Genomic DNA, 23,297 nt, shown 5'->3' with positions numbered 1-23,297 from the left:
TGGATGAATTTTGGATATGGATATCGACGCGCTACGTAGCTTTCTCGCTTTTGTGGAAACCGGTAGCTTTACTCGTGCCGCCAAGCGAATTAACCGCACCCAATCGGCATTTAGTGCCCAAATGCGTAAGTTGGAAGAAGAACTCAGCATTAACTTATTTGAAAAAGACGGTCGTAACCTAGTATTGAGTGAGGCAGGATTGGCACTGCGATCCCATGCCGAGCAGTTAGTCAGTTTACATAACGAAGCTCTCAAACAAGTGAAACGATACGAGAATAAACGCCCTTTACGTTTGGGGTGTCCAGAAGACTATAACGATAACATTTTACCAAACGTTATTCGTGTATTGCAGCAGGCCGAGCCCACATGTTCCATCCATGTATTTAGTGAACCGAGCTCCAGTTTGAGAGAAAAGCTCGATGAAGGAAAGCTGGACGCAGCCATCGTTACTCGTGCCCCGGGCAGTGAAGAGGGGTACTGGCTTACCAGCGATAAAGGCGTGTGGATTAGTCATCCAGATTTTAAACTAGGTGAATCCCAACCTTTGCCTCTCGCCTTATTTCAAGCAGACTGCAAATACCACGCAGCGGCTATTGATTGTTTAACTAAACGAGGCACACCGTATCAAATGCTGGCGTGCTGCAATACCGCTTCAGCACAACGCGCTATCGTTCGCTCAGGACTGGCAGTGGGGGCAATGGGATCAATCAGTGTCACTCGCGACCTTAAGATACTCGACAATATGCCACCATTACCTGCGGTAGATATTGTTTTGATTACGGGCACTGAGCCTCATCCAGTATTAGATAAGGAGTGCTTAGCGAAATTGCAGCAACTGAAGCTAACGCATGACGCTTAATTTGACTTAATGCTGGTGCTTTGGCATTCCATCGTTGAAAGAATAATTTCGGTACTAAGTGGATAAACATCTCTAGTTCATTCACTGTTGCCAAAAGACGACATCGTGAGTAGAACAGGTTTTATAGCTTGAGGGAAATGCGTGGTTTAAGCCGCTTTTTTGTCTTTGAATAGTCCCGATGGCAATCAATCATAAACGGGCTCTGCTTACTTAAATTCCAGCCTAAATAGTGGCTAAATAGGCTGGGGGATATCATTTACTCTGCGTTTGTATCAAGGGTAAATGACTCTTCAATTCTTTTCAGTTCTTCTTGTTCTTTTATCTTAATCTCTTCTTGCAGTGCCGCTTTGCGCTCATTGAGTGACTTTTTTTCTGATTTGGTCAAAAATTTCACGGCTTTCTTATTGGTAAGCGCATACGCGACTACATCTTCACCTTTTTCACGACGTTCATTCACTCGTTGAGAGAAACGTTCGTTGTCACGTGCTTTACGCTCAGCTGAACTTAATTTACTCATGTTTTATACCTTTATTAAATAATGGCAGACCGACTGCTGCCTTCAGGTAAATAAATGAGGTGTCATTCATATAGCTGATGGCGTTATTTTAGCATAGATATCGCCTTGAATACGGGTATTTACAAGCGTTGTGTTGCTCTAGTGGGGGCAAACGTTAGTTGTTTTTTTCTGGTTTTTGATTGTGAATATGGCAATCAATAACCACACAACTGCTTGAATCCACAACTGAGTAAAATGTGGTGCCGCTTGTTGCCAGCTTGCGCCCATTTGATTTAATGCTAAAAATCCTTGTATACCCGCGGTGCTAGGGAAAAGGTTCGCAGCCCAGACAATCACCGAAGGGATAGATTCAGTGGGCCAAATAAACCCAGCACTAAATACAAGCGGCATTGAGCTGATTAATACCACAAGCGTGACCAGTTCACGCCTTGGTAATATAGCGCCAAGCCAAATACCTATTGCACATGATGAAAGTAAAAACGGGAGCAACATGGTGAGTAGCTCGGAGGCATGCGCGATTTGGTTTATGCCATGAAAAGTGAAACTCGCACCAAAGTAGTACATGCTAAGAACGTAATAAATACCGACCAAAACCAAGCTACGTACTGCCACTAACTTAAGGGTAGAAGCTTGGCTCCAATAGCCTTTACCATGTTTCTGGCTGCCACCCATTAAACCCGCAGCCATCGCTAAGGTTTGTTGTAGGATAAGCACAAACACGGCTGGTACAACATAGTCGACATAGCCCATACGTGGGTTGAATGTCGGTTTCATATTTAGTTGCGTTGGTGCATATTGGTTGACAGCTTTTTCAATTGGTGTGCCTTCAATAATGAGCTTACTCACCGTTGTTTTTGCCGCCAGTGTGCCACCTGCCTGTGCTAAACCTTCGACAATTGTGCCGTATACGAGAAAATAAGAAGCATCGCCCGCGTAAGAAAGTGTCGGGCTTTTCCCAAGTAACAAGTCTTTATAGAAGTGTTCAGGAATGACTAATATGCCACTGATCTTGCCATCAAGAAACGCAGATTTCGCTGCTTCAATAGAGGAATCTCGTTGCACTACTCGTACTTGAGGGGTGGCATCAACCATTCTCTCTAGTTGGTAACTGGTTTGGCTGTGGTCTAAATTCACTACGCTTACGGTTTGTTCGCGAGGTGTTTGATGACTGTAAGGTAACGGGTAAAGAAATGAGTAAAACACAACCCCACCAAATACCGTGAGCATAACCACTGGGTTAGTCAGTAACGCTTTGAGCTCGGCTTTGAGCAATTCGAACAGGTTCATCATGCTTGCTCCTGTTGGCGGTGTTTTTTCGCGAGAAGTAACATCAAAACAAATGGTAATACGTAGCCAAGCATTGGAATGAGTTCTTGTATTGATACCGTCCAATCGGCACCGTAGCTCACTTGGCTGACTTGCACTTCAATATAGTGACTAATGGGCAGTAAACTACGCCAAAACTGTGCGAGGCTGCTCATATCATTTACAGGGAAGGTAATACCCATAAAGGCGAAGCTAGGGGCGGTAAACGCGCCCGCAAAGCTCATTGCTCTGGCAGGGTCTAATGTCATAAAAAAGAAGAATCCCCCCATAATCATGCAGGCAATGCTGGTTGCAAACTGCGCAATCACCAAGGTGAGTAAGCTGCCATTCATTGGCCATTCAAAGCCAAGGTAGAACCAACAAAGAAAAGCAAAACCTTGTAGCATGAAAACTGGTAAGTAGGGGGCAAGGGTGGTCACAATCCCCTTTGCTGGCTGATTCCCGAACCAGGTTTGCAGTTTTCGATGACGATGATTCGCCGCCAAAATGAGAATGGTGCTGACCACAACAATGATTTGCCAAAGCGCAGGAATGATTGCTGAAACCAAAAACTGAGCATAGTTACTGTTTTTATTGAATAGCGGTGTGATTTGAGAGCGAATTGGTACCGCTTTACCCATTGCGCTGCTCAAAGTCTGATTACCATGGGATAAGTTAGCAATGGTAGCGATTTGAGCATTAAACGTGCCTTGCGCTTGCACAAATGCAGAGTTCACTAACTTACCAATCAAAATTGTCTGGCTGTTGTAAAAAACAGAAACTTGTGGCATCAGACCTTTGTATACATCTTCTTCAAAATTGGCAGGTATTACCGCGTAGGCATAGATATCGCTTTGAACGAGCGCTTGTTTGGCTTGCTGTACGCTTTGCAATTGCTGGGTTACAGCCATTGAAGAGGTGGCATCATAGTAACGTGACAGAGTACGTGACATTTCACTGTGTGAAAGGTCAACAACGGCGATAGGGACGTCACGAGCGATCCCTTGAGAAAATACCCCCCAAATTGAGAGGGCTAGGGCGATAGGTATCCAAGTAAGACAAGAGAGAAGCCATCTATCTCGTCTTATGATTTGCCATTGACTTACTGGATGCTCGTTTATGTGCATTACAGCTCAACCACCAAACTCATACCCATACGTAGTTCGACCGTATGATCAATCGGTCTAGCTTCTACTTCAAATGTTCTTAAATCAAAACCTTGTGAAGCATCAGTTGAGCGCCATGTGGCAAAATCACCCATTACAGCGATGTGAGTTACTTTGAATTCAACGTTTTGATCTAAAGCAGGGAGATAGGCGCTAAACGTGCTGTCTTTCTTAAAGTGCTTTAACCAATCTTCACGCACATTTAATACTGCCCAAGAGTCCTGAGTATCAATAACAGTAACAACTGGGAATCCCTGTGGAGCGAGTTCACCGCTTTGCAGTAGTACTTGAGATACTTCGCCATTAAACCAACTCTTGATTTGAGTATCAGCGGCAAAAGCTTCCACTTCCGCTACCGCGCCAGCAGCCATGCGCGCTTTTTCAGCGGCTGCGAGTTTGGTTTCAGAGCGCGCACCTTCTTTTGCCATTTGGTACATTTGGTAGGCGGCACTTTGCGTGTATTTGGCAGCTTGCCACTGTGTTTGTGCTTCATCTCGTTTTTGCTCGGCAACCACACCATCTTTGTAGAGGTTGTTGACGCGAAGGAAGGTTTTCTCCATTAAATCAGCTGCCGCTTTGGCTTTTTGCCATTGATCTTTGGCTGCTTGGATCTGCTGGGTTCTTGCGCCTTGCTCTGCCTCTTTTGCAAGTGCATCGGCAGCTTTTTCACCGGCTTTTGCCTGTTCGAGCTTGGCTTCAATTTCAGGGCTGTGAATGGTGAAGATCAACTCTTCCTGTTTGACTTGATCGCCTTTACGCACGAGCACTTGGTCAATACGTCCAGCCACTTTAGAAGAGATACTGTATTGCTGTGATTCAATTTGACCTTGTAAGTGAATCGGTTTCGGTTGATAGGCTTGATAGAAGCTATAGCCAACCCAAGAAGTCATTGCGATTGCCACTGCCGATAGTACGAGGCTCTTTTTGTTGTTCATTTTGATTCCTTACAGGCTGTGCGTTGCAATTGCATTATGTTGATATTGAGCAAAACTGTTCATTTGGTTAGACAGCGCTAATAATTTGGCAAGCGAGATTAGGTAGTTAAAGCTCGCGGCGGCGCGCTGAGTGTGAATACTTGCTAGATATAACTGAGCATCAACGACATCAGTTGATGTTGAAAGACCTTGAGAGAATGCTTTTTCTCGCAACTTCAAGTTCTCTTTTGCTAGATCAATGCTAGAGCCAAGCCCTGTCACTTCTTCTTGAGCTTGCTGTGCTTCTAGGTAAGTTTTCTTAACCAGTACGGACAAATCCTGTTTTGCTTGTGCTTTTAAGTATTTTACTTGGCTAACGGCACTATGGGCGGCTTGCACTTGTTCACTGCGACCACTGTTGTCAATCAATGGCACGCTAACACCGATCCCCACCATCCAATCAGGCTTCATTTGACTGGCGAGTGAATCTTCTTCGTGCAAGCTGTAGTCGCCATACAGATAAACTTCTGGGTAGTACTTACCTTGTTCTGCTTTTATTAAGCTTGATGCTTGTTTCTCTTTAGCTTCGAGCAATTCAAGCCCAGGATAAGTGCTTAGGGTTTGATCAACAAAAGCGCTAAGTGGAGGCAAGTTTTCATTGGTAAACAGCTGAGCTCTTGGCTCTACAGGTGAACTTTGATTGAGAATTTCACTCAGTGCAGCCTGTGCAATTTCGACGCTCTTTTGTGCTTTTTTACGTTCGACAATAGCTTTATCAAGTGCGGCCTCTGCTTGAAGGCGTTCGACTCGTGCTATTTGACCTTGTTGTTCCAGTTTAACCGCGTTATCACGATGCTCTGTTAAGCCTTGCTCTACTAGTTTACGGGTGTGAACCACTTCTTTTGCCAGCACGACACTGAAATAGTATTTGCTTAGATCTTCAAACCGAGCTTGAGTCTCCATGGCAAGCTGACTCTGAGCTTCGTCTGTTTTACCTTCAGCGGCACTTTGTGCCGCGCTGATGCGACCGCCAGTAAAAATGGGCCATATCGCACGGATAGAAGAGGTAAATACATCGCGTTCCGAGATAGTGGAAGTGACAGAACCTAAACTGCTCATCAATCCACCTAACGCGGGCGGTGGGATAATGGCGCCAAGGGCGGGTCCAAGAGACGACAAAGAACCGTTGGTACTCTCAAGTAATTGTTCGCCTGAAACCGTCACATCTTGATCTAATCGAGTGAAGTTAGCGCCTAGCGTTACTTTAGGTAAATTGAGATCGTCTGTTGCACTTTGTAGGTGTTGATACCGCTCAACATTGGCGCGTTGAGCCGCGATGGAATTGTTATCTTGCTGCAAAAGCTGCCAAGCTTCGTCAAAACTTATGGCAGCACTGTGTGCGAAAGGAGAGATCGCAATGCAACCTAGAAGAATCGAAAATGGGCGCAGTTTCATGGCAGTTCGCTTATGAAAATAAAGTAGAGTATATACTCTAAAAAATACATGAGCAAACTCTCACCAAATTGAGCTAAGTCTCGCTTTGAATTGAAAAATGTGTCTATCTTTTGTTCGTCGCTGGTTGAACTTTTGTGCAGTAAGTTGAATACTGGTTTAGTATTAGGTGGCTAGTTTGTTTCTAATAGGGATGTTTAGAAGCAAAGCGGCTTAAGTTATTTAAGATAAACAGAGCAATAAAAACGAAACCTCCCAAAAGGTATGCCAAAGGAGGGCAAAACACGATGCATCAATCGTCACATTCGGCTAGAAAATTTTCCATTCGCTTTACTGTCGGCACCATGTTCATTTTTGCAACGGTTATTACCGCAATGATAGCCATTAGTTTGCAGTATTATTTTAGCCGGCAAATGTCGCAAGAACATGTGCTAACGAAACTGACCATGGCAAGTTCCGAGATAAGTGAGTACATTCAACAAATTGAAGTTAATGCCACTAGTAGCGCACAAATCTTACGCAGCGTATCTTCGTCGGCAGACAGGCAATTTAGTGCACGCGAGACTCGCGACATATTTCTTCAAGTCCTTAAAGATAACCCGATGTTCTACAGTCTTTACTACGGCAACGAGCGTGAAGACTTCTATCAGATCATCAATTTGGAGTCATCGCCAATTGTTCGAGAGAAACTTAATGCAGAGGAACGAGATCGGTGGGTGCTAATTAACATTCGCGGGGATGATAGTAATCGAATAAGAACAACAGAGTATTTAACTAAGCAGTTGACCCGTACACGAATTGAATCAGAATCAAGTAACTATTTCCCTTCCCAAAGACCGTGGTACCACGGTGCAAAAACAGATTCTGTTTACAAAACAGATCCCTATCTATTTAAACACCTTAAAATCACTGGGCAAACTTATTCCACTCGAAGTAAAACATCGGTAATTGGTGTTGATATTGTGCTGTCATCAGTCAGCTCCAAAATAAGTGCAGATGCGATGGGAATTAAAGATGCGCAAGGTATAGAGGCATTTTTATTTAATCAGCACGGAGAGGTGATTGCGTCGAACCTTCCAGAGCGAACGCAAATAAGTATTCCAGCAGCGAAGCCTATGGCGCTGACCCAACAGCAAGCCGAACTCGTTAGAGCGACACCGACGCTGGTGGTCTCTAATCAAAATAATTGGGGACCTTATGATTTCGCACGAGCTGGTGAACCACAAGGCTATGCAATTGATACTTTAAAATTGCTTTCAAAAATGACGGGTATTCAATTCGAATTCGTTAATGGGTTTGACTCTCAAGCCTTAGTCGATAAGTTTAATCAAGGTAAGATCGATGTTATCCATTCTGTAACCAATAAACTGAACGTTGAATCTTCTGTCGCTGGAATGACGCTGTATTCAGCACCGTTAGGTATAGCGGCACTTGCTACGCAACCAGTACTCGATAACTTTGCTCAATTAAAGCAGCAACCTCTGGTGGTAGTGAAAGGGCGTGGAGTCGAAGAGGTCATTCGTTCCATACAACCCAATGCCAATATTCAAGCCGTCGCTAGTTTTGATGCTGCGCAAGATAAGCTGTTAAACGGACAAGCGACTTATGTCATTGACAGCTATTTAGCCCTGAACGAAATGAAGGGTATTGCAAACACTGAGACGATAGTTATTGAGCCGTTAGGCGATTTGGGTCGGGTACCATTTCAGTTGTTGCTTTCTAAGCAAAATAGCGGTTTGTTGCCAATATTGAGTGAAGCGCTTGAAAAGGTAACTGAGCAGCAAAACCAAGCATTGCAATTGAAATGGCTGGATGAAAACGTATCGAAAGGCGGCTTTGTGCCTTACCGTCAACTCTACGAATTAGCGCTTGATAAACAGAATCACAGCCAGATGATCTTAGCTGACGGTGACCAGAACTATCTATATGTCACGCAAATATCAGCAGAGGACAATAGTGGGCAAGAGTACTTTGCCGTTGTTGTGCCTAAGAATATTATTACCGCACAAGTTTTCGACCGTTTGATAACCTCAATGGGTATCACTGCGCTGGCGATGATCATCATTTTACCTATCGCTTGGGTTTGCGGTTCACCGATTGTTAAACCTATCACCCAATTACGTGCTGAGACGACGTTAATTAAGCAGCGAAAATTCTCACAAGTGCAATTGGTAGATAGCCATATCAAAGAAGTTCATGAACTGTCTGAATCTATGGTTGAGATGGTAAAAGAAATCGAGAAGTATCATAAAGAACGCGAAGCGTTTATTGATGCCTTCATTTGTTTGATCGCACAGGCTATCGATGACAAATCCCCATATACCGCAGGGCACTGTAATCGTGTGCCAGAGTTAGGCATTATGCTGGCTAACATCGCAGAGCAATCAACCACGGGTAAATTCAAAGGCTTCAAGTTCAACAATGATGATGAGCGAAGAGAGTTTAGAATTGCCGCTTGGTTACATGATTGCGGCAAAATCACCACGCCAGAACACATTGTTGATAAGGGGACAAAATTAGAAGCCAATTACAACCGTATACATGAAATCAGAACGCGTTTTGAAGTGCTATGGAGAGACGCTGAAATTGAATATTTGAAAGCGGTGTTGGAACAAAAACAATCTAAATCTGAAGCGTTCGAGCAAATGCATCAACGTCACTCGCAATTACAACAAGATTTTGAATTTGTTGCTAACGCGAATGTCGGAGGTGAGTTTATGAGTGATGACAAAGTGGCAAGAGTAAGGCAAATAGCTCAGCAAAAATGGCTAAGGCATTTTGATAATCGTTTAGGGCTATCGCCATTTGAAGAACTGAGCAAAATGCCAGTAGAGGAAACATTACCGACAGAAGAGTCATTGCTGTCTGATAAGCCTGAGCACATTATTCATCGCGTGAATCCGTTTGAGTTAGATCCAACCCTTGGGCTTAATATTGAAGTGCCAGAGCATCAATATAATCAGGGGGAACTGTATAATTTGACCATTTCGCGCGGTACGTTGACCGCCGAGGACCGCTTCAAAATCAACGAACATATGATTAGTGGTATCAAAATGTTAGAGGCGCTGCCGTTTCCACCTGAGCTTGCGAAGGTACCGCGTTATGCCTCGACGCACCATGAAACACTTGATGGTAAGGGATACCCGAGAAAGCTGGACGGTAGTGAATTATCCGTACCGGAAAGAATTCTCGCTATAGCGGACATTTTTGAAGCATTGACCGCCGCTGATCGACCATACAAGAAAGCGAAGCCGCTAAGTATTGCGATTGATATAATGCACAGTATGGCGCTCAACAAGCATATCGATTATGACTTGTTTATGCTGTTTCTTACTAGTGGTGGATTTGAACAATATGCCGAGGCATTTTTGCCACCACAGCAAATAGATAAAGTAGATTTGAGTAAATACATAAAGGATTCTCAGCCTGCATAGTAAAAGGAGCTCGATTGAGCTCCTTTTTTATATGTACCATGGCGTGTTAATGAGGTTTAGTCAGCGACAGAATTGACCTTTGATTTTGGTAACAATCGTTTGATGCCTGTGAGCAATATAGGGCTGAGTAGAATCAATACGGCTAACACTGAAAATACCAGTGTTATCGGGCGCTCCCATAAGAAGCTAAGCTCGCCATCACTAATCATCAATGCTCGACGCAAGTTTTCCTCCATCAAACCACCCAATATAAAACCGAGAAGTAGCGGAGCAAGAGGGAAGTTGGCTAACCTAAGCGCGATTGCCGCCATTGCAATCAGGATCATGATAAACACATCCATCGTATTGAATGAAACCAAATACACACCAGTAATAGAGAAAAACAAAATCATTGGCAGTAATACGGTTCTTGGCACGGCTAGCAATTTAGATATGTAAGGGATCAACGGAAGGTTTAAAATCACTAACACGATGTTACCAATGTACATTGAAATAATCACCGACCAAAAGACATCTGGGTGATCAACAAACAAGCGAGGTCCAGGTTGAATGCCATAGGCAATGAGTGCACCTAACATGATTGCGGTGGTACCGGAGCCTGGAATACCGAGTGTGAGTAGTGGCACAAATGAACCACTAGATGCGGCATTATTGGCGGATTCTGGTGCTACAAGCCCACGAATACTGCCTTTACCAAATTGCTCTTTTTTGTCTTTGGGTGCGAGATTACGCTCCATGCCATAACTTAAAAATGCGGCAATGGTGGCGCCTGCTCCGGGCAAAACCCCAGTGAAAAAGCCAAGTATGGATGAGCGAATCGACACAGGTGCGACTTCTTTAATCTCTTCTTTGGTGACTTTCATGCTACCGATATTTGCCAGTTCGCTTTGCTCATCGTCTCGGGTATCTTTATTTGGTTTAAGCACTCCCATTAAGGTTTCACCCAGTGCAAATGTCGCCATTGCGAGAAGCAGGAAGCTGAAACCATCCATAAGGTCGGTGATGCCAAAAGTAAAGCGCTCGACACCGACACCTTTATCGATACCCACGGTAGAGAGCATCAAACCAAGAATGGTCATCATCCACGCTTTAAGCACTTGCCCTTTGCCCGCAAAGGCGGCAACTGCGGATAAACCGAGGATCATTAAGGCAAAGTAATCTGAAGATTGAAAACTAAGAGAAACTTTAGCTAGCGCTGGCGCTGCTACTAGCAACATGATTGCTGATAACGTACCACCAGTAAAAGATGAGTATGCGGCAAGCGCCAGTGCTTTACCTGCCATACCATTTTTAGCCATCGGGTAGCCATCAAAGGCGGTAACGACTGTCGAAGAGCAGCCTGGTGCGTTGATTAATATTGAGGACGTTGAACCACCAAAGACTGCACCATAATAAACACCGGCCATTAGAATCAAACCGGAAGAGGGCTCTAAACCATATGTAATTGGGATCATCAATGCGATCGCAGAGATTGGACCAAGCCCGGGTAACATTCCAATGAATGTGCCGACAAAACACCCGACAATGACCATCATAATGTTCATAGGCATTATCGCTGTTGATAATCCTTGTAAGATTCCATCTAACATAACTTAAATCCTATTTATTATGACCACATCAAAAACAGCAAACCGGGTTCAAGGTAGACATCAAGCCCTTGGGTCAGCAACAAGTAGAAAGCGATAACAAACGGGATAGAGGCTCCAAATAACACTTTTTTACGTCGCTCACCAAGGATGAAAAAGCCAGCAAGTAGGAAAGCTATCGTCGCGAGAACGAAACCAACATAGGTCAAACCAATGCCATACAGAGCCATTAATACGATGAATCCAGCGAGCAGTTTCCAATTGAAGTGTCGAACCTCAAAGGCTTCATCGTTGTTGTCGGCAGAGATCAATAGCAGTAGAGCAAGTGCAATTCCGATAAACGTGAGGATGGTTGGCAGCGTTCTTGCTGTAAATGGTTCGTACTCATCTCCGGGAAAAAGTGGGATTTGTGTCGTTTGGTATCCATAACACAAGCAAACTACAAGGAAAATAAGCGCGCCTATACGGTCGCGACACAAGAGATTTTTCTTAGAAAGAAAGGATGCAGTGGAACGAGACGGCGATTCCGACATAGCAAACTCCAAAAATTCGAATCGGTGAACATCTAAGCCCATCATTTTGCGTTTGTTACAGGGACGTCATTGGCTCAAAAGCGAAAATCGCTGAGCGTTAGACGGTAGAGTAACAAGCAAAATAGGCGACTGGGTGGGGTATTGGGCTGGTGTGTAACCAGCCCAAAAGCGTGAGACTATTTTAGGAAACCGAGTTCGCGCATAAGGTTACCCATTTGCGTTTCTTGATCTTCTAGGAAAGTGAAAAAATCTTTATCTGCTTTGTAGTTGTCGATCCAACCATTGCGGTCGCGAACAACTTGCCACTGGTCGGTGCTGTACATTTTGCTTAGTGCAGCATTCCACTCGTTGATTTTTTCTTGGCTAACGCCTGGAGCGGCAAAGAAACCACGCCAATTAGCGAAGACAGTTTCATTACCATACTCCGTCAAGGTTGGGATGTCTGGCGCGGCATCTAAACGTTTAGGTGCTGTCACGGCAAGAACTTTTACCTGCCCAGTTTTTGACATTTCCAGTACTTCACCTAGACCAGTTGAAAGTAGTGGGGTCTCGCCAGAGAGCAGTGCAGCCATTGCTTTACCACCAGCATCATAAGCAATGTAGCGCACTTTTCGTGCATCAAAGCCTTCACCCTTAAACGCCGCGGCGATGACGAGATGGTCCATACTACCTCGAGCAGAGCCACCTGCGACTTTAACTTGGCGCGGATCTTCTTTAAACGCTTTTACAACATCGTCCCATGAGTTAAATGGAGAGTCGGGTGTTGTTACAATCGCACCGTAATCGGCAATTGTTGCGGCAACGGGTGTAAGGTCTCGAAATGATTGTGGAAATACACCCGTTAGCGATCTAACTACGATAGGGGTGGAGTTGACCATCAAGGTATCTTCTTGGCGTTCAGCCGTTTCGATTAAATGGGCAATTGCTTTACCACCACCGCCACCAGACAGGTTTTGAAAGGAGACATTTTCAACCAGTTCTTCTTTCATTAGCACGTCTCCAGTACCACGTGCAGTCATATCCCAGCCGCCTCCGGCACCGCCAGGGATGAGAAAGTGAATTTTCTCAATATCGGCTGCGAAGGTACTAAATGAAGAAGATGTAGCGATTATCGATACAGCTAAGGTTGTTTTTAATCCCTTTAACATGTTTCACGTTCCTTATGTTGACGCGCCTAGCGCTTAAATACTCCAATCAATGCAATAGATTGAATAATCTTCTTTCCTATATTAGAGGCAATTATTCATATGTCTAGGTTGGTACTGATTAGTGATTTCATGGTTATGCGTTACTTGTTGGTTATATTTAGGTTACGTGCGGGTTAATTTAATATCTATAAAGCCAAGATAAAGGGATTAATAACCATTGTGACTATTTTGTTCATATTGTTCACCGCGCTAAACGTTTCAGGAAATCTTCGTTTTTTTGCGGTGCAGTTCGCCATACTCAGCAATGGGGTGATGTAAATACATAATATAATGAGAGGTTTTGAATTGTGTCATCTTTGATTACCGCATAACTTGTGGGGATTAATCAGTTGAAACTGAACTAGCTTCATCGCACACTACCGTTATTATGTATTGGTTTGAGATTTATTGTGTTTACCATTCGTCCCGCTAAGGTCACAGATTTAGAACAGCTCAATGAGCTTATGTATCAATTGCATCATGAGCATCACCTTCAAGATCCTGTGAGTTTTAAAACCGCACTCGAAATAGAACAAGAGAAAAGTATTGCTCGATATTTAGATAATCCAGAGTGCTTGGTTTTTGTTACCTTGTTAGAAGAGCAGGTGATTGGATTCATTACGGGGCATTTCTGCGAGCTAATTTCAACGGTTAGCAAGCCAGTGCAAATGGGTAGTGTCGATGAATTATATGTACTACCAGATTTCCGAAGTCAGAAAGTCGCGCAGAGCCTATATCAAGTTTTAGAACAACGTTTTGAAGAGTACGGCGTCCAGCAAGTATTTGTTGAAGTGTGGAACTTTAACCAATCCGCCTGTCAGTTCTACTCTAAAACCGGCTTCGCACACCATATCCATTGGTTGAGAAAAGTACTTTAATGAAAAACATTGCCCAATACTTAGGTATTCATTCGTTGATTGTTTCTGCATTGCTGATATTTGCTTTTAATGCAAATGCACAACCAAAAGGCGCTGTCTGTATTATAAAATCTGACTCGCAATTGGTTATGGTGGATGAAATATTAACTGGGAAATGGTCATTGCCAGCAGGCACGATAAACCCAAATGAACAGCCACAGCTTGCGGCGCAACGCGAAGCGTGGGAAGAAACAGGGCTTGTTGTAACAGTGGGTGATGAGTTAGGTCGAAGTGATAGCGCGATTTATTATGACTGTGTTTCAGATTCTGATCTGATTGCTTTTGGTCAACAAGATAAAGTCGGTGGACACATCCTACCTATTTGGTTCGCGCCTCATTACGGACTTGAAGTCTCCCAAGCAAGATTAATTGACCCGTTTTACTTGAGTGCTGAAGACTACCGTTATCCTCTACAGTGGGAGTTTGTACAAGCGCTATACCAACAAGCGACGGATCAGCCAACCAGTTATGTTGAGAGTTTAGTTGATGCTGCGCCTAGATTTAACCAGCCTGAGTTACAGTGGATAGCAAAAGCGCAATCATTTCTGTTACACCTACCGTCAACGTTTGTTGAAATAATTAATTTAGCGCTACTGACTGGGCTCGTTTTTACCTCACATTGGTGGCTGTTGTTATTGCCGATTTGCTATGCGCAATTTGGACGTGACTTCACTCTGAAGCTTATGTTTACGTTGATGGTTGGGGCATTGATTGTCCAAGTTGGGAAGCTTGGATTCCAGTTGCCGAGACCTTACGTGTACCAACCTAGTCTCAATATGGCAGACCAAATTGGTTTCGGTTTACCCAGCTTAGCTGTTGCACTGTGGACTATTAGTTTCAGCATGTTGATAAATCAGTTAGGGCTTAGAGGGTGGAATAAGGTATCCGCACTTGGTGCGACGATTTTAATGTGGCTGGTGGCTGCGCTTTTCTATAGTGGTAGCGCTTTTCTCGTTGATAGCTTTGCAGGCTTATTGTTAGGTTGGTTATGCGCATGGCACATGTCTCGTCTAGACATTAAGATAGGTAAACCAGCCAAAGAGATCTTCAACCAGAAAGGCGTTTGGTTAATGCTCATGTGTGTATCAGCGGTGTTATTGGTTGTTTGGCAAACACCGATGCTTTTGCAAATGGCACTTGTTGCATTAAGCGTATTGTTGGTGATTATTTTAGTGAAGTTACCACGCGGTTTTGATTTGAAATTTGCAGCGGCTATGAGTGTAGTGTTGGGTTTAACATTGTTGGTTATTGGTGAGGTACATACTTTAGTAGATAGCAGTAATTTGCACTCTTTGGTTGTTGAGGTTATGCAGTTGCCCTTGTTATTTATGGTATTTACGGCTGGCTTACTTTGGCATCAAAACCGTTTGGAAAAGAAAAAGACCTAGCGTGGCTAGGTCTTTGATTGTTTCTTTAACACTTGAACTGAGAGACTAATCGGTCAAGTTCATCGCATTGGTTATTTAATTGGTTAACTCTCACTTCTGCTTGACTGACGTTGGCTACGACTTGAGAGCTATTGTTTGCAATTCGAACAATGTTTTCTGATACTTCTTCGCTAACCGCATTTTGCTGTACGGCTGCAGAGGCGATATGAGTATTCATATCACTCATACTTGAAATAGCATTTAGGATTGCTTGAAGTGATTGGCTTGCTCGTCCTGCGGATTCAATCGTACTCTCACTACTGTGTCGGCTTGAGTCCATTACTTGTACCGCTTGTTCCGCGCCTTCTTGTAATTTTTCAATCATCGATTGAATCTCACCAGTACTTTGTTGGGTACGGCTTGCCAATGAACGAACTTCATCTGCTACTACAGCAAAACCTCTACCTTGCTCACCTGCACGAGCGGCTTCAATAGCTGCGTTTAGTGCCAGAAGGTTAGTTTGTTCGGCGATACCTTTAATAACGTCTAGGACTGAAGCAATGTTGCTGACATCCGACGATAGGTGGTTGATTACGCCACTCGCTTGGTCGATATCAGAAGCCAAGGTGCGGATTGAATCAACCGTTTGTTCTAACACCTTGCTGGTCGATTGAACTTCAATATCTGCATTTTGGCTAGCATTTGCAGCTTCACGGGCATTATCATTCACCACTTGGCTTGTCGCCTGCATTTCGTTGACAGCGGTCGATACCAGTTCGCTTTCTTGCTGTTGTTGAATAGTTTGCTCTGCAACGCCTCGAGAAATCTCACCTAAGCCTTGTAGTTCACTTTTAACTGAGGTGTTTGTTACGACAACTTGCTGAATCGTGGCGCGAATTTTTGCTACAAACTGGTTAAAGCTGGTTGCTAGTTGCCCAATTTCATCATTTGAGTTTGAGTCAATAGTTTGGGTTAGGTCGCCATCACCAGAGGCAATTTCTTTCATTGCGTTTTTAATATTTTCCAATGGCTTCACGATAGCGCGGATAAGAATTAGACAAGTAGCTATCGCTAAAATTATAACGATTGATGTGCCAATTTCTAATGCGCTTTCTGCTTGCTTCGCTGCTGATTTGCTCTCTTCCTGAAGTGCTTGTCTCTTTTCTTCGACGGCATCTTTGACAACATTAAGCTGTTCGCGAACGGCAACGAATTGGTCAGCGTATTTCACTTTATTATCTTGATAAATGCTAACCCATTGAGATTGAGGATTTGCTAAGAGGTTCTCGTAACTATTGAGCCATTGATTTGCCAGTTCAACCAGCAAGTTGATGTCTTTGCTCAATGCCGTAGGCATAACTCCCGAATCCACAACGATCTGCACTTTCTGCATACGTGGGATGGCTTTATAAGCGTTGTCTTCATATTCGAATCGGTTGTAATCAATCGCTTCTTGGTTATTTTCAGATAACGCAATGCCTTGAATAGCAGAAGTTGCTTGGTAAAGATCTCGGTAAGCATCTTCAATGTTGAATAGTGTAGGCACAATTATCTGATTGAGGTTCTCAGTTAACTCACTCTGTTGTCGTGAGGTGACCACATTGATTATCGAGCTAACCGCAAATAGGACAATGATGCCGATAATAGGGAAGGTTATTTTCTGTTTTACTGTTAAATTTCGCAGCATTTTTGTTGTACCTAATTTGGTGTTGAATTTTAGTTGTTATATTAACGTATTAGTTGTTGTTCTTGTTGTAGGAAATAAGTGTTTATTTGCATATTATTATTGTCGATACGAACAATACCGTATATCGATCTAATATAAATTGAAATCACTCGCAAAGTGCGGATTTTTAAGTGGTTTATTTCGCAGACTCTAAATTGTTTTTGGCTTAAAAATGTTCGTTTACCATTTTGATTTGGATAGGAGTTTGATCTCTAGGCTTCTCTCTTATAAGGTTTGGGCGGAATTTCGTTGCTAAAGGTAATAGGCAGTAGTTTTGTATAAATTAAATGAGATGTTTGAAACCATTCAAGGTGAGGGGAGTTTTACTGGAGTGCCCTCTGTTTTTATTAGGCTACAGAAATGCTCTGTTGGCTGTGCCTGGTGTGACACAAAACAGACTTGGGCGGTAAATCCTGAAGACGAGCGCCATGTTGAACAAGTAATCGACAAAACTCAAGAATCCGTGAATTGGTGCCAGGTCTCTGCTAACGATCTTGTTTCAATTTATATGCAGAGATACTCGGCAAAACACATTGTGATTACGGGTGGTGAACCTTGTGAATATGATTTGTTGCCACTGACATCCGCTTTTGAAGCGATAGGTTGTAGTTGCCAAATCGAAACAAGTGGCACAGCGGAAGTGAAGGTCACGCATCGCACTTGGGTGACGGTGTCACCAAAAGTCGCCATGAAAGGACAACTGCCTATTCTTGATAGTGCCATATTAAGAGCAAACGAAATAAAGCATCCGGTTGGTACGGAAAAAGATATTGAACAGCTTGATGCGCTATTGGCTGTTTCTCCTACTTCAGATGAGGTTGTCATTGCTTTGCAACCAATTAGCCAAAAACCGCGAGCGACTCAGTTGTGTATTGATACCTGTATTAAGCGCAATTGGCGACTTTCAATTCAAACTCACAAATACCTCGATATAGCGTAATAAGGAATAATAATGAACAAAGCGGTTGTTGTATTTAGTGGTGGGCAAGACTCGACCACTTGTTTAGTGCAAGCATTGAAACAGTATGATGAAGTTCATGCCATCACATTTGACTATGGTCAGCGACATAAACTGGAAATCGAAGTGGCTCAAAAACTCGCGATTGAATTGGGTGTCAAAGCTCATAAAGTGATGGATGTCGGGTTGCTTAATGAACTCGCGATCAGCTCTTTGACTAGGGATGATATTGCGGTTTCTCATGAACTTCAGGAAAATGGATTACCTAATTCTTTTGTTCCCGGACGAAATATTCTTTTCCTTACGTTAGCGGGTATCTATGCTTATCAAATTGGCGCAGAAACGATAATAACGGGTGTTTGTGAGACGGATTTTTCTGGGTATCCAGATTGTAGAGACGAGTTTGTAAAAGCGATGAACAATGCGCTAATACAAGGGATGGACAAACGATTTGAGATAAAAACGCCGTTAATGTGGCTCAATAAAGCGGAAACTTGGGCGCTTGCCGATCAAAACCAAGCTCTAGCTCTTATTCGAGAGAAAACATTGACCTGCTATAACGGGATAATTGGCGATGGTTGCGGTGATTGCCCATCTTGCGAACTTCGCAAGACAGGCTTAAATGATTACCTCAATAACCGTGAATCAGTGATGGCTAAGCTGGAGCATATGCAGACGAAGCAAGATAAATAGGGTCGTTGTAGGCATCGACGACACAGTTTTTTCCATTACGCTTTGCTTGGTAAAGGGCTTGATCCAATATTGAGTAAAGCTCATCAAAGTCATTGAGTGCTTTGGTGGTGGCTAAATAAGAGATGCTGGCAGTGAGTTTTACTGATTGTCGGCACTCTGAAGAAAACATGGTATTGGCGATAACTTGATGAAGGCGTTCTACGCGCTCTTGTACATCAAGTTCATCAACATCTTTAAATAAGACAATAAACTCTTCACCGCCCAGCCTTCCTGTGATATCTCGCGAATTCATTTGGCTCTTTATAATTTCAATTACATGCTTTAATGCGCGATCACCAGTAGGGTGCCCATAGCAATCATTGATGCCTTTGAAGTCATCTAAATCGATAAGTAACAGTACGCTTCGGTAATCTGGGTGATTGGTTGCGGGCTGTTTTTTGATATTGCGAATACATGCCGCACGATTGAGTGCGCCACTCAGCGCATCTAACTCGAGTAGCGCTGTTTTTCGACGTTGGTAGGCAAATAGAACTAAAATCAACATCAATAACAAACCAATAGCAAATCCAGAAATGTCGTTGTACTGCTCTAGAGATGAGTTTTGTTCGCGTAGCTTTTGGTTTTCTTTGGATAGATTTTTAGTTTGGATTTCATTTAGATAATCACGACGAGTAGCATCAAGTGCAACAAATGCACTTTTGTTTTCTTTATCTCGTTTACTTAACTCTGATTTGGCATAGTTTCGGTAGTAGTTTAATGCGACACTGTAGTTACCCTGTAACTCGGATATTTCCGCTAGTGTCTTCAGAGACTGCGCGCTTAGGCGCTCACTTCGGATCGTTTCCGCTAGATTGAGTGCCTGATGGGCAAAATCTAGTGCGGCGATATATTTGCTTTGCTTCTGGTGCGCAGACGCTAGAGTAAGATAAATCTCACCGCGAATATGTGCGTTTTCTTGTTTGGCCGCGCTGTCTAATGCATCAAGGAGTTCACGAGTTCCCCGTTCAAAATTACCTAAGCCAATGTGGGCTTGACCTAACCCTAGCTGCGCGTATGTGATTCCATAGTGGTAATCATAACGTTGTGAAATCAGTTTCGATTGCATGAAATGGCTAGTCGCTAATTCATATTCTTTCTGTTGTAGCGTGACTTTACCCATGCTGTGGTGAGTTTGCGCCAGTTTTAACGGTATTCCTAACGCATTTCTCATAGTGAGGGCGATGTTGATATACTTTTTAGCTTGCTCATAGTGACCCAAATTAGACAGAAGCAAACCAGTATCGTTGTACACACCAGATGAGTCGACATAATTGGGTACAATGGCAATCAGCTGTTGGTAGGAATTTAATGCAGCTTGATAGTTACCGATAAACTCTTGATTGTTGCCTATCACTCGTAGTGCTTTGTACTTAGGCAAAATAGGGTCTTTAATATCTTTGATGTGAGTATTTAACGAAGAGCAGTACACCTCAGCTTGGTGGTATAGCGCTTGGCGGTTAAGCACTCGACATAGATGGTATTCAAGTAAAATTTTGCCATCAAGCGAGTTAATGTTGTCAGCGTCTTGAAGTAACGAGAGATAACCTTTGCGTGCCGATATAAAATCCAGCTGTTCTTCACTGTTGAGGGCATCGACAAATCGCTCTTCTTTGCTGGTAAACTCACTGTAGAGTGCATTTTTATTGCCGTAATATGGTTGCCCATGAAGCAACATAAATCCATGGAGCTTACTACTAACATATAGTTTCTCTACTCCCGGTTGGAGTGAATTGTATCTATCTTGAAGAAGTGATAGTGCTCGTTGTTCATTGCTTTTTAACGCATTGGCATAAGCCTCTTCCCATTGCGCGCGATCGCTTTGGGCATACGAATGTATTGATGTGAACAGTGAGGAGAGGGCGAGAACTTTTGCCAGTAGCATTTTCATATAATTGTCGAGAAGGTAGATAACCTGAGTTTTTAGCGAGTTATGATAGGCGAGGTCACTGATTGTAACAATGAGTTGATGCTGTAAAAGCTGCAAATGTGAATGCTATCTCGCTTTATACTGAACATGGTGAGAATTTGGGCAATAAAAAAACGCCACTTGTGGGCGTTTTTTCTATAGGTGATTCTGAATGACCGATTATAGGTACATTTTAGCAAGTACAGAAGGTTCTACTTCTTTTCCTTCTAGCGTTGCATTCCAGTTTGGACCAACCAAGACACCATCTTCATCTAATGTGATTAGCCAATCTTCAACAAAAATATCTAATGGAATCTCAAGAACTTCGAAGTCAGCCCACTCTTCAACATTGTGCGTTTGAGCATCTTCTTTAGATGACCAAAATGGCATAACTTCGCTCTCTTCAAACTCAGTAGAGTCACAAGATAGCCAACCTTCTTCGTTGCGTAAGCCCCACACTAATTGGCTAGCTTGAGTTTCTTCAATAAATAGAGCCAAATTCGCGTCGATATCAGCTGTTAGTTTGCTCATGTTAATTCTCTCGTAGATATAATTGTCGTAAGGTTAGCACCGCCCTAGAGAGATACCAAACAAAAAAGGAGCTTTCGCTCCTTTAGTGAGTAATTATCTGAATTATTTTGGTAAACGAGTGAATATTGTCCACTCTTTAACAACTTCTCCTCGGTAACCCACCACGCTGGCGACGACCTTCCTATTTCGAGCATGACTCAATTCGTCATCACCGAAATCCTCTAGCTTCGATTCACCATAACCGACGATGCGAACACGTTCTGGGCTGATATCGTACGATTCTAATCTAACTTCAACCGCTTCAGCACGTCGTTTAGATAGCGCTAGGTTGTAATCTTCTTGACCCACTTTACTGGCGTAACCTTGGATCTCAATCGAGGTTTCAGGGTACTGTTTAAGAAATTCGGACATTTGGCGAATTTGGTCAGCGAAGATTGGTAGAATTTCACTCGAATCATTATCAAACAATATATGCATGCCGAGCGTCTCGGATGATTTAGCTATTTTTCCACAACCATCATTATTTATTTCTGACTCACGAGGGGTTGATGTACAAAGGTCTCTGGCGTTAATGACACCGTCACTATCGTCATCGGTTAGATCTGCTACCTGTTGTGGAACAGGTGTTGCGATATAGTCGTATTCGGCGTCGCCACTTACACAGCCAGCGGTCATTAGAGTGATAGCCGATAGGGCAATAATTGCTTTCATTATCTTAATACTCCACTGCTTGGTGCCATTCTTTCGGGGTGTCGACTCTTAGCGCGTCAAGCAAGACTCCAGTGGCATTAAAAATACGGTACTTGGCAAACTGTTCATCGTACTTTGAATCGATGTAGCCTTTGCGCGCTTCAAATAGTTCATTTTCTGTGTTCAATACATCAAGAAGTGTGCGTTTTCCTAACCTGTACTGCTTTTGATAAGCGATAACTGTTTCAGAGGCCGAGTCTACATGGTCAGCGAGAAATTCTTTTTGTTGAACAGTAAGATCTAACGCGCTCCACGATAAGCGTAATCCTTCTTCAACAGAGCGGAAGGTTCTGTCACGAAAATCTTTCGCTTTATTTAATTGGTATGCGGCACTTTCTGCTCTGTCTTGATCTGAGCCACCATTAAACAAGTTGTATTTTAAACGCAACATTGCCGCGAACTCATCACTACCACCTTCAATACCACCTGCATCGTCGCGCCAAATCTGTGAGGCTTCAACAGAGATCGTCGGGTAGTAATTCCCTTTACGTTGCTGATATTGGAAACGAGCGGAGTCAACGTCAACTTGAGCGATTTTTATAACAGGGTGATTGTTATTCGCCATCTCTAACCCTTCCATTAGGGTTAGTGGTAATGCCATTTCATCGGCTCTTGGGAAAATCAGACCTTGGGGTGATTGTCCAACAAGACGGGTAAACTGAGTATGAGAGTCAAATAAATTGTTCTGCGCTGCAATTAGATTGCCGTGCGCTTTAGCTATTCGAGCCTCAACTTGAGAAAGGTCAGCGGTTGAACCAATGCCAGACTCGACACGTCGTTTAATATCACGATGAATTTCTTTATGGATAGCAAGGTTCGCTTCTGATAATTGCAGTATTTCAAAAGCTTTAGTGGAATCGAGATAGATTCGCGACACTTCTAGTGCCATATCGGATGCGTCAGCAATAAGCTGGTAGCGAACAGATTCAGCGTCAGCAGCCGTGCGCGACATATCATTAATGGTTGAGTGACCATCCCAAATTAACTGCGTAAGACTGAGTTTAGCCTCTTTACGAGTTAACTCATCATTAGTACCAGATGCCAGATCGACCGCTTCATACCCAATACCGGCATCCAGATCTAATTGAGGTAAATAGGCACCTTCTGAAGCTTCAGAGTCATAATATTTACTTTGATATTCATTAAAGGCAGCTTTAATTTCAGGGTTGTTAATAATCGTCAATGAAACAGCCTGTTCCAATGTCTGGCTCGAGGCATTCGTACTCATGCCTATAAATAACGCAAGCGCGCTGAGCTTAATTATTTTCACCTGTATTCTCCTTGAAGTGCTCTCAATCAAAATACTACGTAAAATCCAATCTTAATGTTGAGACGTGTTTAAGTAAAACTCGCGTAACTCTCTCATAAATCGTCATAAAACGTGGCACTAAATGTGAGCTTGTTGTTTTTATTTTGTAAATGATATCAAAAATGAGATTCCAATGTTTAGTTCTTAT

General features: G+C 43.1%; 19 protein-coding genes. 6 read left to right on the top strand and 13 right to left on the bottom strand.

The annotated features are described in order from the left end of the window. Positions 1-16 precede the first annotated feature (16 nt). The gene (locus tag H2O73_RS11405) at positions 17-859 is read left to right on the top strand and encodes a LysR family transcriptional regulator (protein ID WP_182108974.1); all 843 of its coding nucleotides are present in this window, start codon (positions 17-19) and stop codon (positions 857-859) included. 256 nt (positions 860-1,115) lie between these two features. Here H2O73_RS11405 and H2O73_RS11400 read toward each other — a convergent pair whose 3' ends face one another. The 5 genes from H2O73_RS11400 to H2O73_RS11380 all read right to left on the bottom strand — a co-directional run bounded on the left by H2O73_RS11400 (position 1,116) and on the right by H2O73_RS11380 (position 6,216). Then, the gene (locus H2O73_RS11400) at positions 1,116-1,376 is read right to left on the bottom strand and encodes a DNA polymerase III subunit epsilon (RefSeq protein WP_182108973.1); all 261 of its coding nucleotides are present in this window, start codon (positions 1,374-1,376) and stop codon (positions 1,116-1,118) included. A gap of 138 nt (positions 1,377-1,514) precedes the next feature. Beyond that, positions 1,515-2,663, bottom strand: coding sequence for an ABC transporter permease (locus H2O73_RS11395; RefSeq protein ID WP_182109123.1), 1,149 nt, complete (start codon positions 2,661-2,663; stop codon positions 1,515-1,517). Next, positions 2,663-3,808 carry an ABC transporter permease gene (locus H2O73_RS11390; protein ID WP_182108972.1) on the bottom strand — a complete coding sequence of 382 codons (1,146 nt, stop codon included), beginning with the start codon at positions 3,806-3,808 and terminating at the stop codon, positions 2,663-2,665. The genes H2O73_RS11395 and H2O73_RS11390 overlap by 1 nt, the downstream gene beginning before the upstream one ends. Beyond that, positions 3,808-4,782 (bottom strand): HlyD family secretion protein, encoded by a 975-nt coding sequence (locus H2O73_RS11385; protein WP_182108971.1) that lies wholly within the window; start codon positions 4,780-4,782, stop codon positions 3,808-3,810. The genes H2O73_RS11390 and H2O73_RS11385 overlap by 1 nt, the downstream gene beginning before the upstream one ends. 9 nt (positions 4,783-4,791) lie before the next feature. Then, positions 4,792-6,216 carry a TolC family protein gene (locus tag H2O73_RS11380; RefSeq protein ID WP_182108970.1) on the bottom strand — a complete coding sequence of 475 codons (1,425 nt, stop codon included), beginning with the start codon at positions 6,214-6,216 and terminating at the stop codon, positions 4,792-4,794. A gap of 284 nt (positions 6,217-6,500) precedes the next feature. Between H2O73_RS11380 and H2O73_RS11375 the strand changes: the two genes are divergently transcribed. Beyond that, the gene (locus tag H2O73_RS11375) at positions 6,501-9,647 is read left to right on the top strand and encodes an HD domain-containing phosphohydrolase (protein ID WP_182108969.1); all 3,147 of its coding nucleotides are present in this window, start codon (positions 6,501-6,503) and stop codon (positions 9,645-9,647) included. 56 nt (positions 9,648-9,703) lie between these two features. Here H2O73_RS11375 and H2O73_RS11370 read toward each other — a convergent pair whose 3' ends face one another. The 3 genes from H2O73_RS11370 to H2O73_RS11360 all read right to left on the bottom strand — a co-directional run bounded on the left by H2O73_RS11370 (position 9,704) and on the right by H2O73_RS11360 (position 12,914). Beyond that, on the bottom strand, positions 9,704-11,236 hold the full coding sequence (locus H2O73_RS11370) for a tripartite tricarboxylate transporter permease (RefSeq protein ID WP_182108968.1): 1,533 nt from the start codon (positions 11,234-11,236) through the stop codon (positions 9,704-9,706). Positions 11,237-11,253: 17 nt separating this feature from the next. Beyond that, positions 11,254-11,766: a tripartite tricarboxylate transporter TctB family protein gene (locus H2O73_RS11365; protein ID WP_182108967.1), complete on the bottom strand. Its 513-nt coding sequence runs from the start codon at positions 11,764-11,766 to the stop codon at positions 11,254-11,256. A gap of 176 nt (positions 11,767-11,942) precedes the next feature. Then, positions 11,943-12,914, bottom strand: a complete 972-nt coding sequence (locus H2O73_RS11360) for a tripartite tricarboxylate transporter substrate binding protein (protein ID WP_182108966.1) — start codon at positions 12,912-12,914, stop codon at positions 11,943-11,945. A gap of 446 nt (positions 12,915-13,360) precedes the next feature. On the opposite strand from H2O73_RS11360, the gene H2O73_RS11355 reads away from it, so the two are divergent. Beyond that, on the top strand, positions 13,361-13,831 hold the full coding sequence (locus H2O73_RS11355) for a GNAT family N-acetyltransferase (RefSeq protein ID WP_182109122.1): 471 nt from the start codon (positions 13,361-13,363) through the stop codon (positions 13,829-13,831). Next, a complete protein-coding gene (locus H2O73_RS11350; RefSeq protein ID WP_182108965.1) occupies positions 13,831-15,258 on the top strand; it encodes a bifunctional NUDIX hydrolase/phosphatase PAP2 family protein in 1,428 nt (475 codons plus the stop codon). Before H2O73_RS11355 ends, H2O73_RS11350 begins: the two co-directional genes overlap by 1 nt. Before the next feature lie 25 nt (positions 15,259-15,283). Here the strand turns inward: H2O73_RS11350 and H2O73_RS11345 are convergent, their stop codons facing one another. Next, entirely contained in the window at positions 15,284-16,924 is a 1,641-nt protein-coding gene (locus H2O73_RS11345; RefSeq protein WP_182108964.1) for a methyl-accepting chemotaxis protein, read from the bottom strand. A gap of 313 nt (positions 16,925-17,237) precedes the next feature. Here H2O73_RS11345 and queE point away from each other — a divergent pair, with 313 nt between their 5' ends. Next, complete coding sequence (gene queE, locus H2O73_RS11340) at positions 17,238-17,903, top strand: 7-carboxy-7-deazaguanine synthase QueE (RefSeq protein WP_246335904.1); 666 nt, start codon at positions 17,238-17,240, stop codon at positions 17,901-17,903. A 12-nt stretch (positions 17,904-17,915) separates the two neighbouring features. After that, on the top strand, positions 17,916-18,614 hold the full coding sequence (queC, locus tag H2O73_RS11335; RefSeq protein ID WP_182108963.1) for a 7-cyano-7-deazaguanine synthase QueC: 699 nt from the start codon (positions 17,916-17,918) through the stop codon (positions 18,612-18,614). Here queC and H2O73_RS11330 read toward each other — a convergent pair. The 4 genes from H2O73_RS11330 to H2O73_RS11315 form a co-directional block, all read right to left on the bottom strand. Continuing rightward, the gene (locus tag H2O73_RS11330; protein WP_182108962.1) at positions 18,577-20,541 is read right to left on the bottom strand and encodes a GGDEF domain-containing protein; all 1,965 of its coding nucleotides are present in this window, start codon (positions 20,539-20,541) and stop codon (positions 18,577-18,579) included. The genes queC and H2O73_RS11330 overlap by 38 nt on opposite strands. Before the next feature lie 198 nt (positions 20,542-20,739). After that, positions 20,740-21,090, bottom strand: coding sequence for a DUF2750 domain-containing protein (locus tag H2O73_RS11325; protein WP_182108961.1), 351 nt, complete (start codon positions 21,088-21,090; stop codon positions 20,740-20,742). 102 nt (positions 21,091-21,192) lie between these two features. After that, positions 21,193-21,765, bottom strand: a complete 573-nt coding sequence (locus H2O73_RS11320) for an OmpA family protein (protein ID WP_246335910.1) — start codon at positions 21,763-21,765, stop codon at positions 21,193-21,195. Between the two features lie 40 nt (positions 21,766-21,805). After that, positions 21,806-23,068, bottom strand: a complete 1,263-nt coding sequence (locus tag H2O73_RS11315; RefSeq protein ID WP_182109120.1) for a TolC family outer membrane protein — start codon at positions 23,066-23,068, stop codon at positions 21,806-21,808. Positions 23,069-23,297 lie beyond the last annotated feature (229 nt).

It is taken from the genome of Vibrio marinisediminis, from assembly GCF_014050145.1.
Classification (GTDB): Bacteria; Pseudomonadota; Gammaproteobacteria; order Enterobacterales; family Vibrionaceae; genus Vibrio; species Vibrio marinisediminis.
The sequence above is the reverse complement of the archived record's forward strand: the minus strand, read 5'-3'. Positions and strand labels throughout refer to the sequence as shown.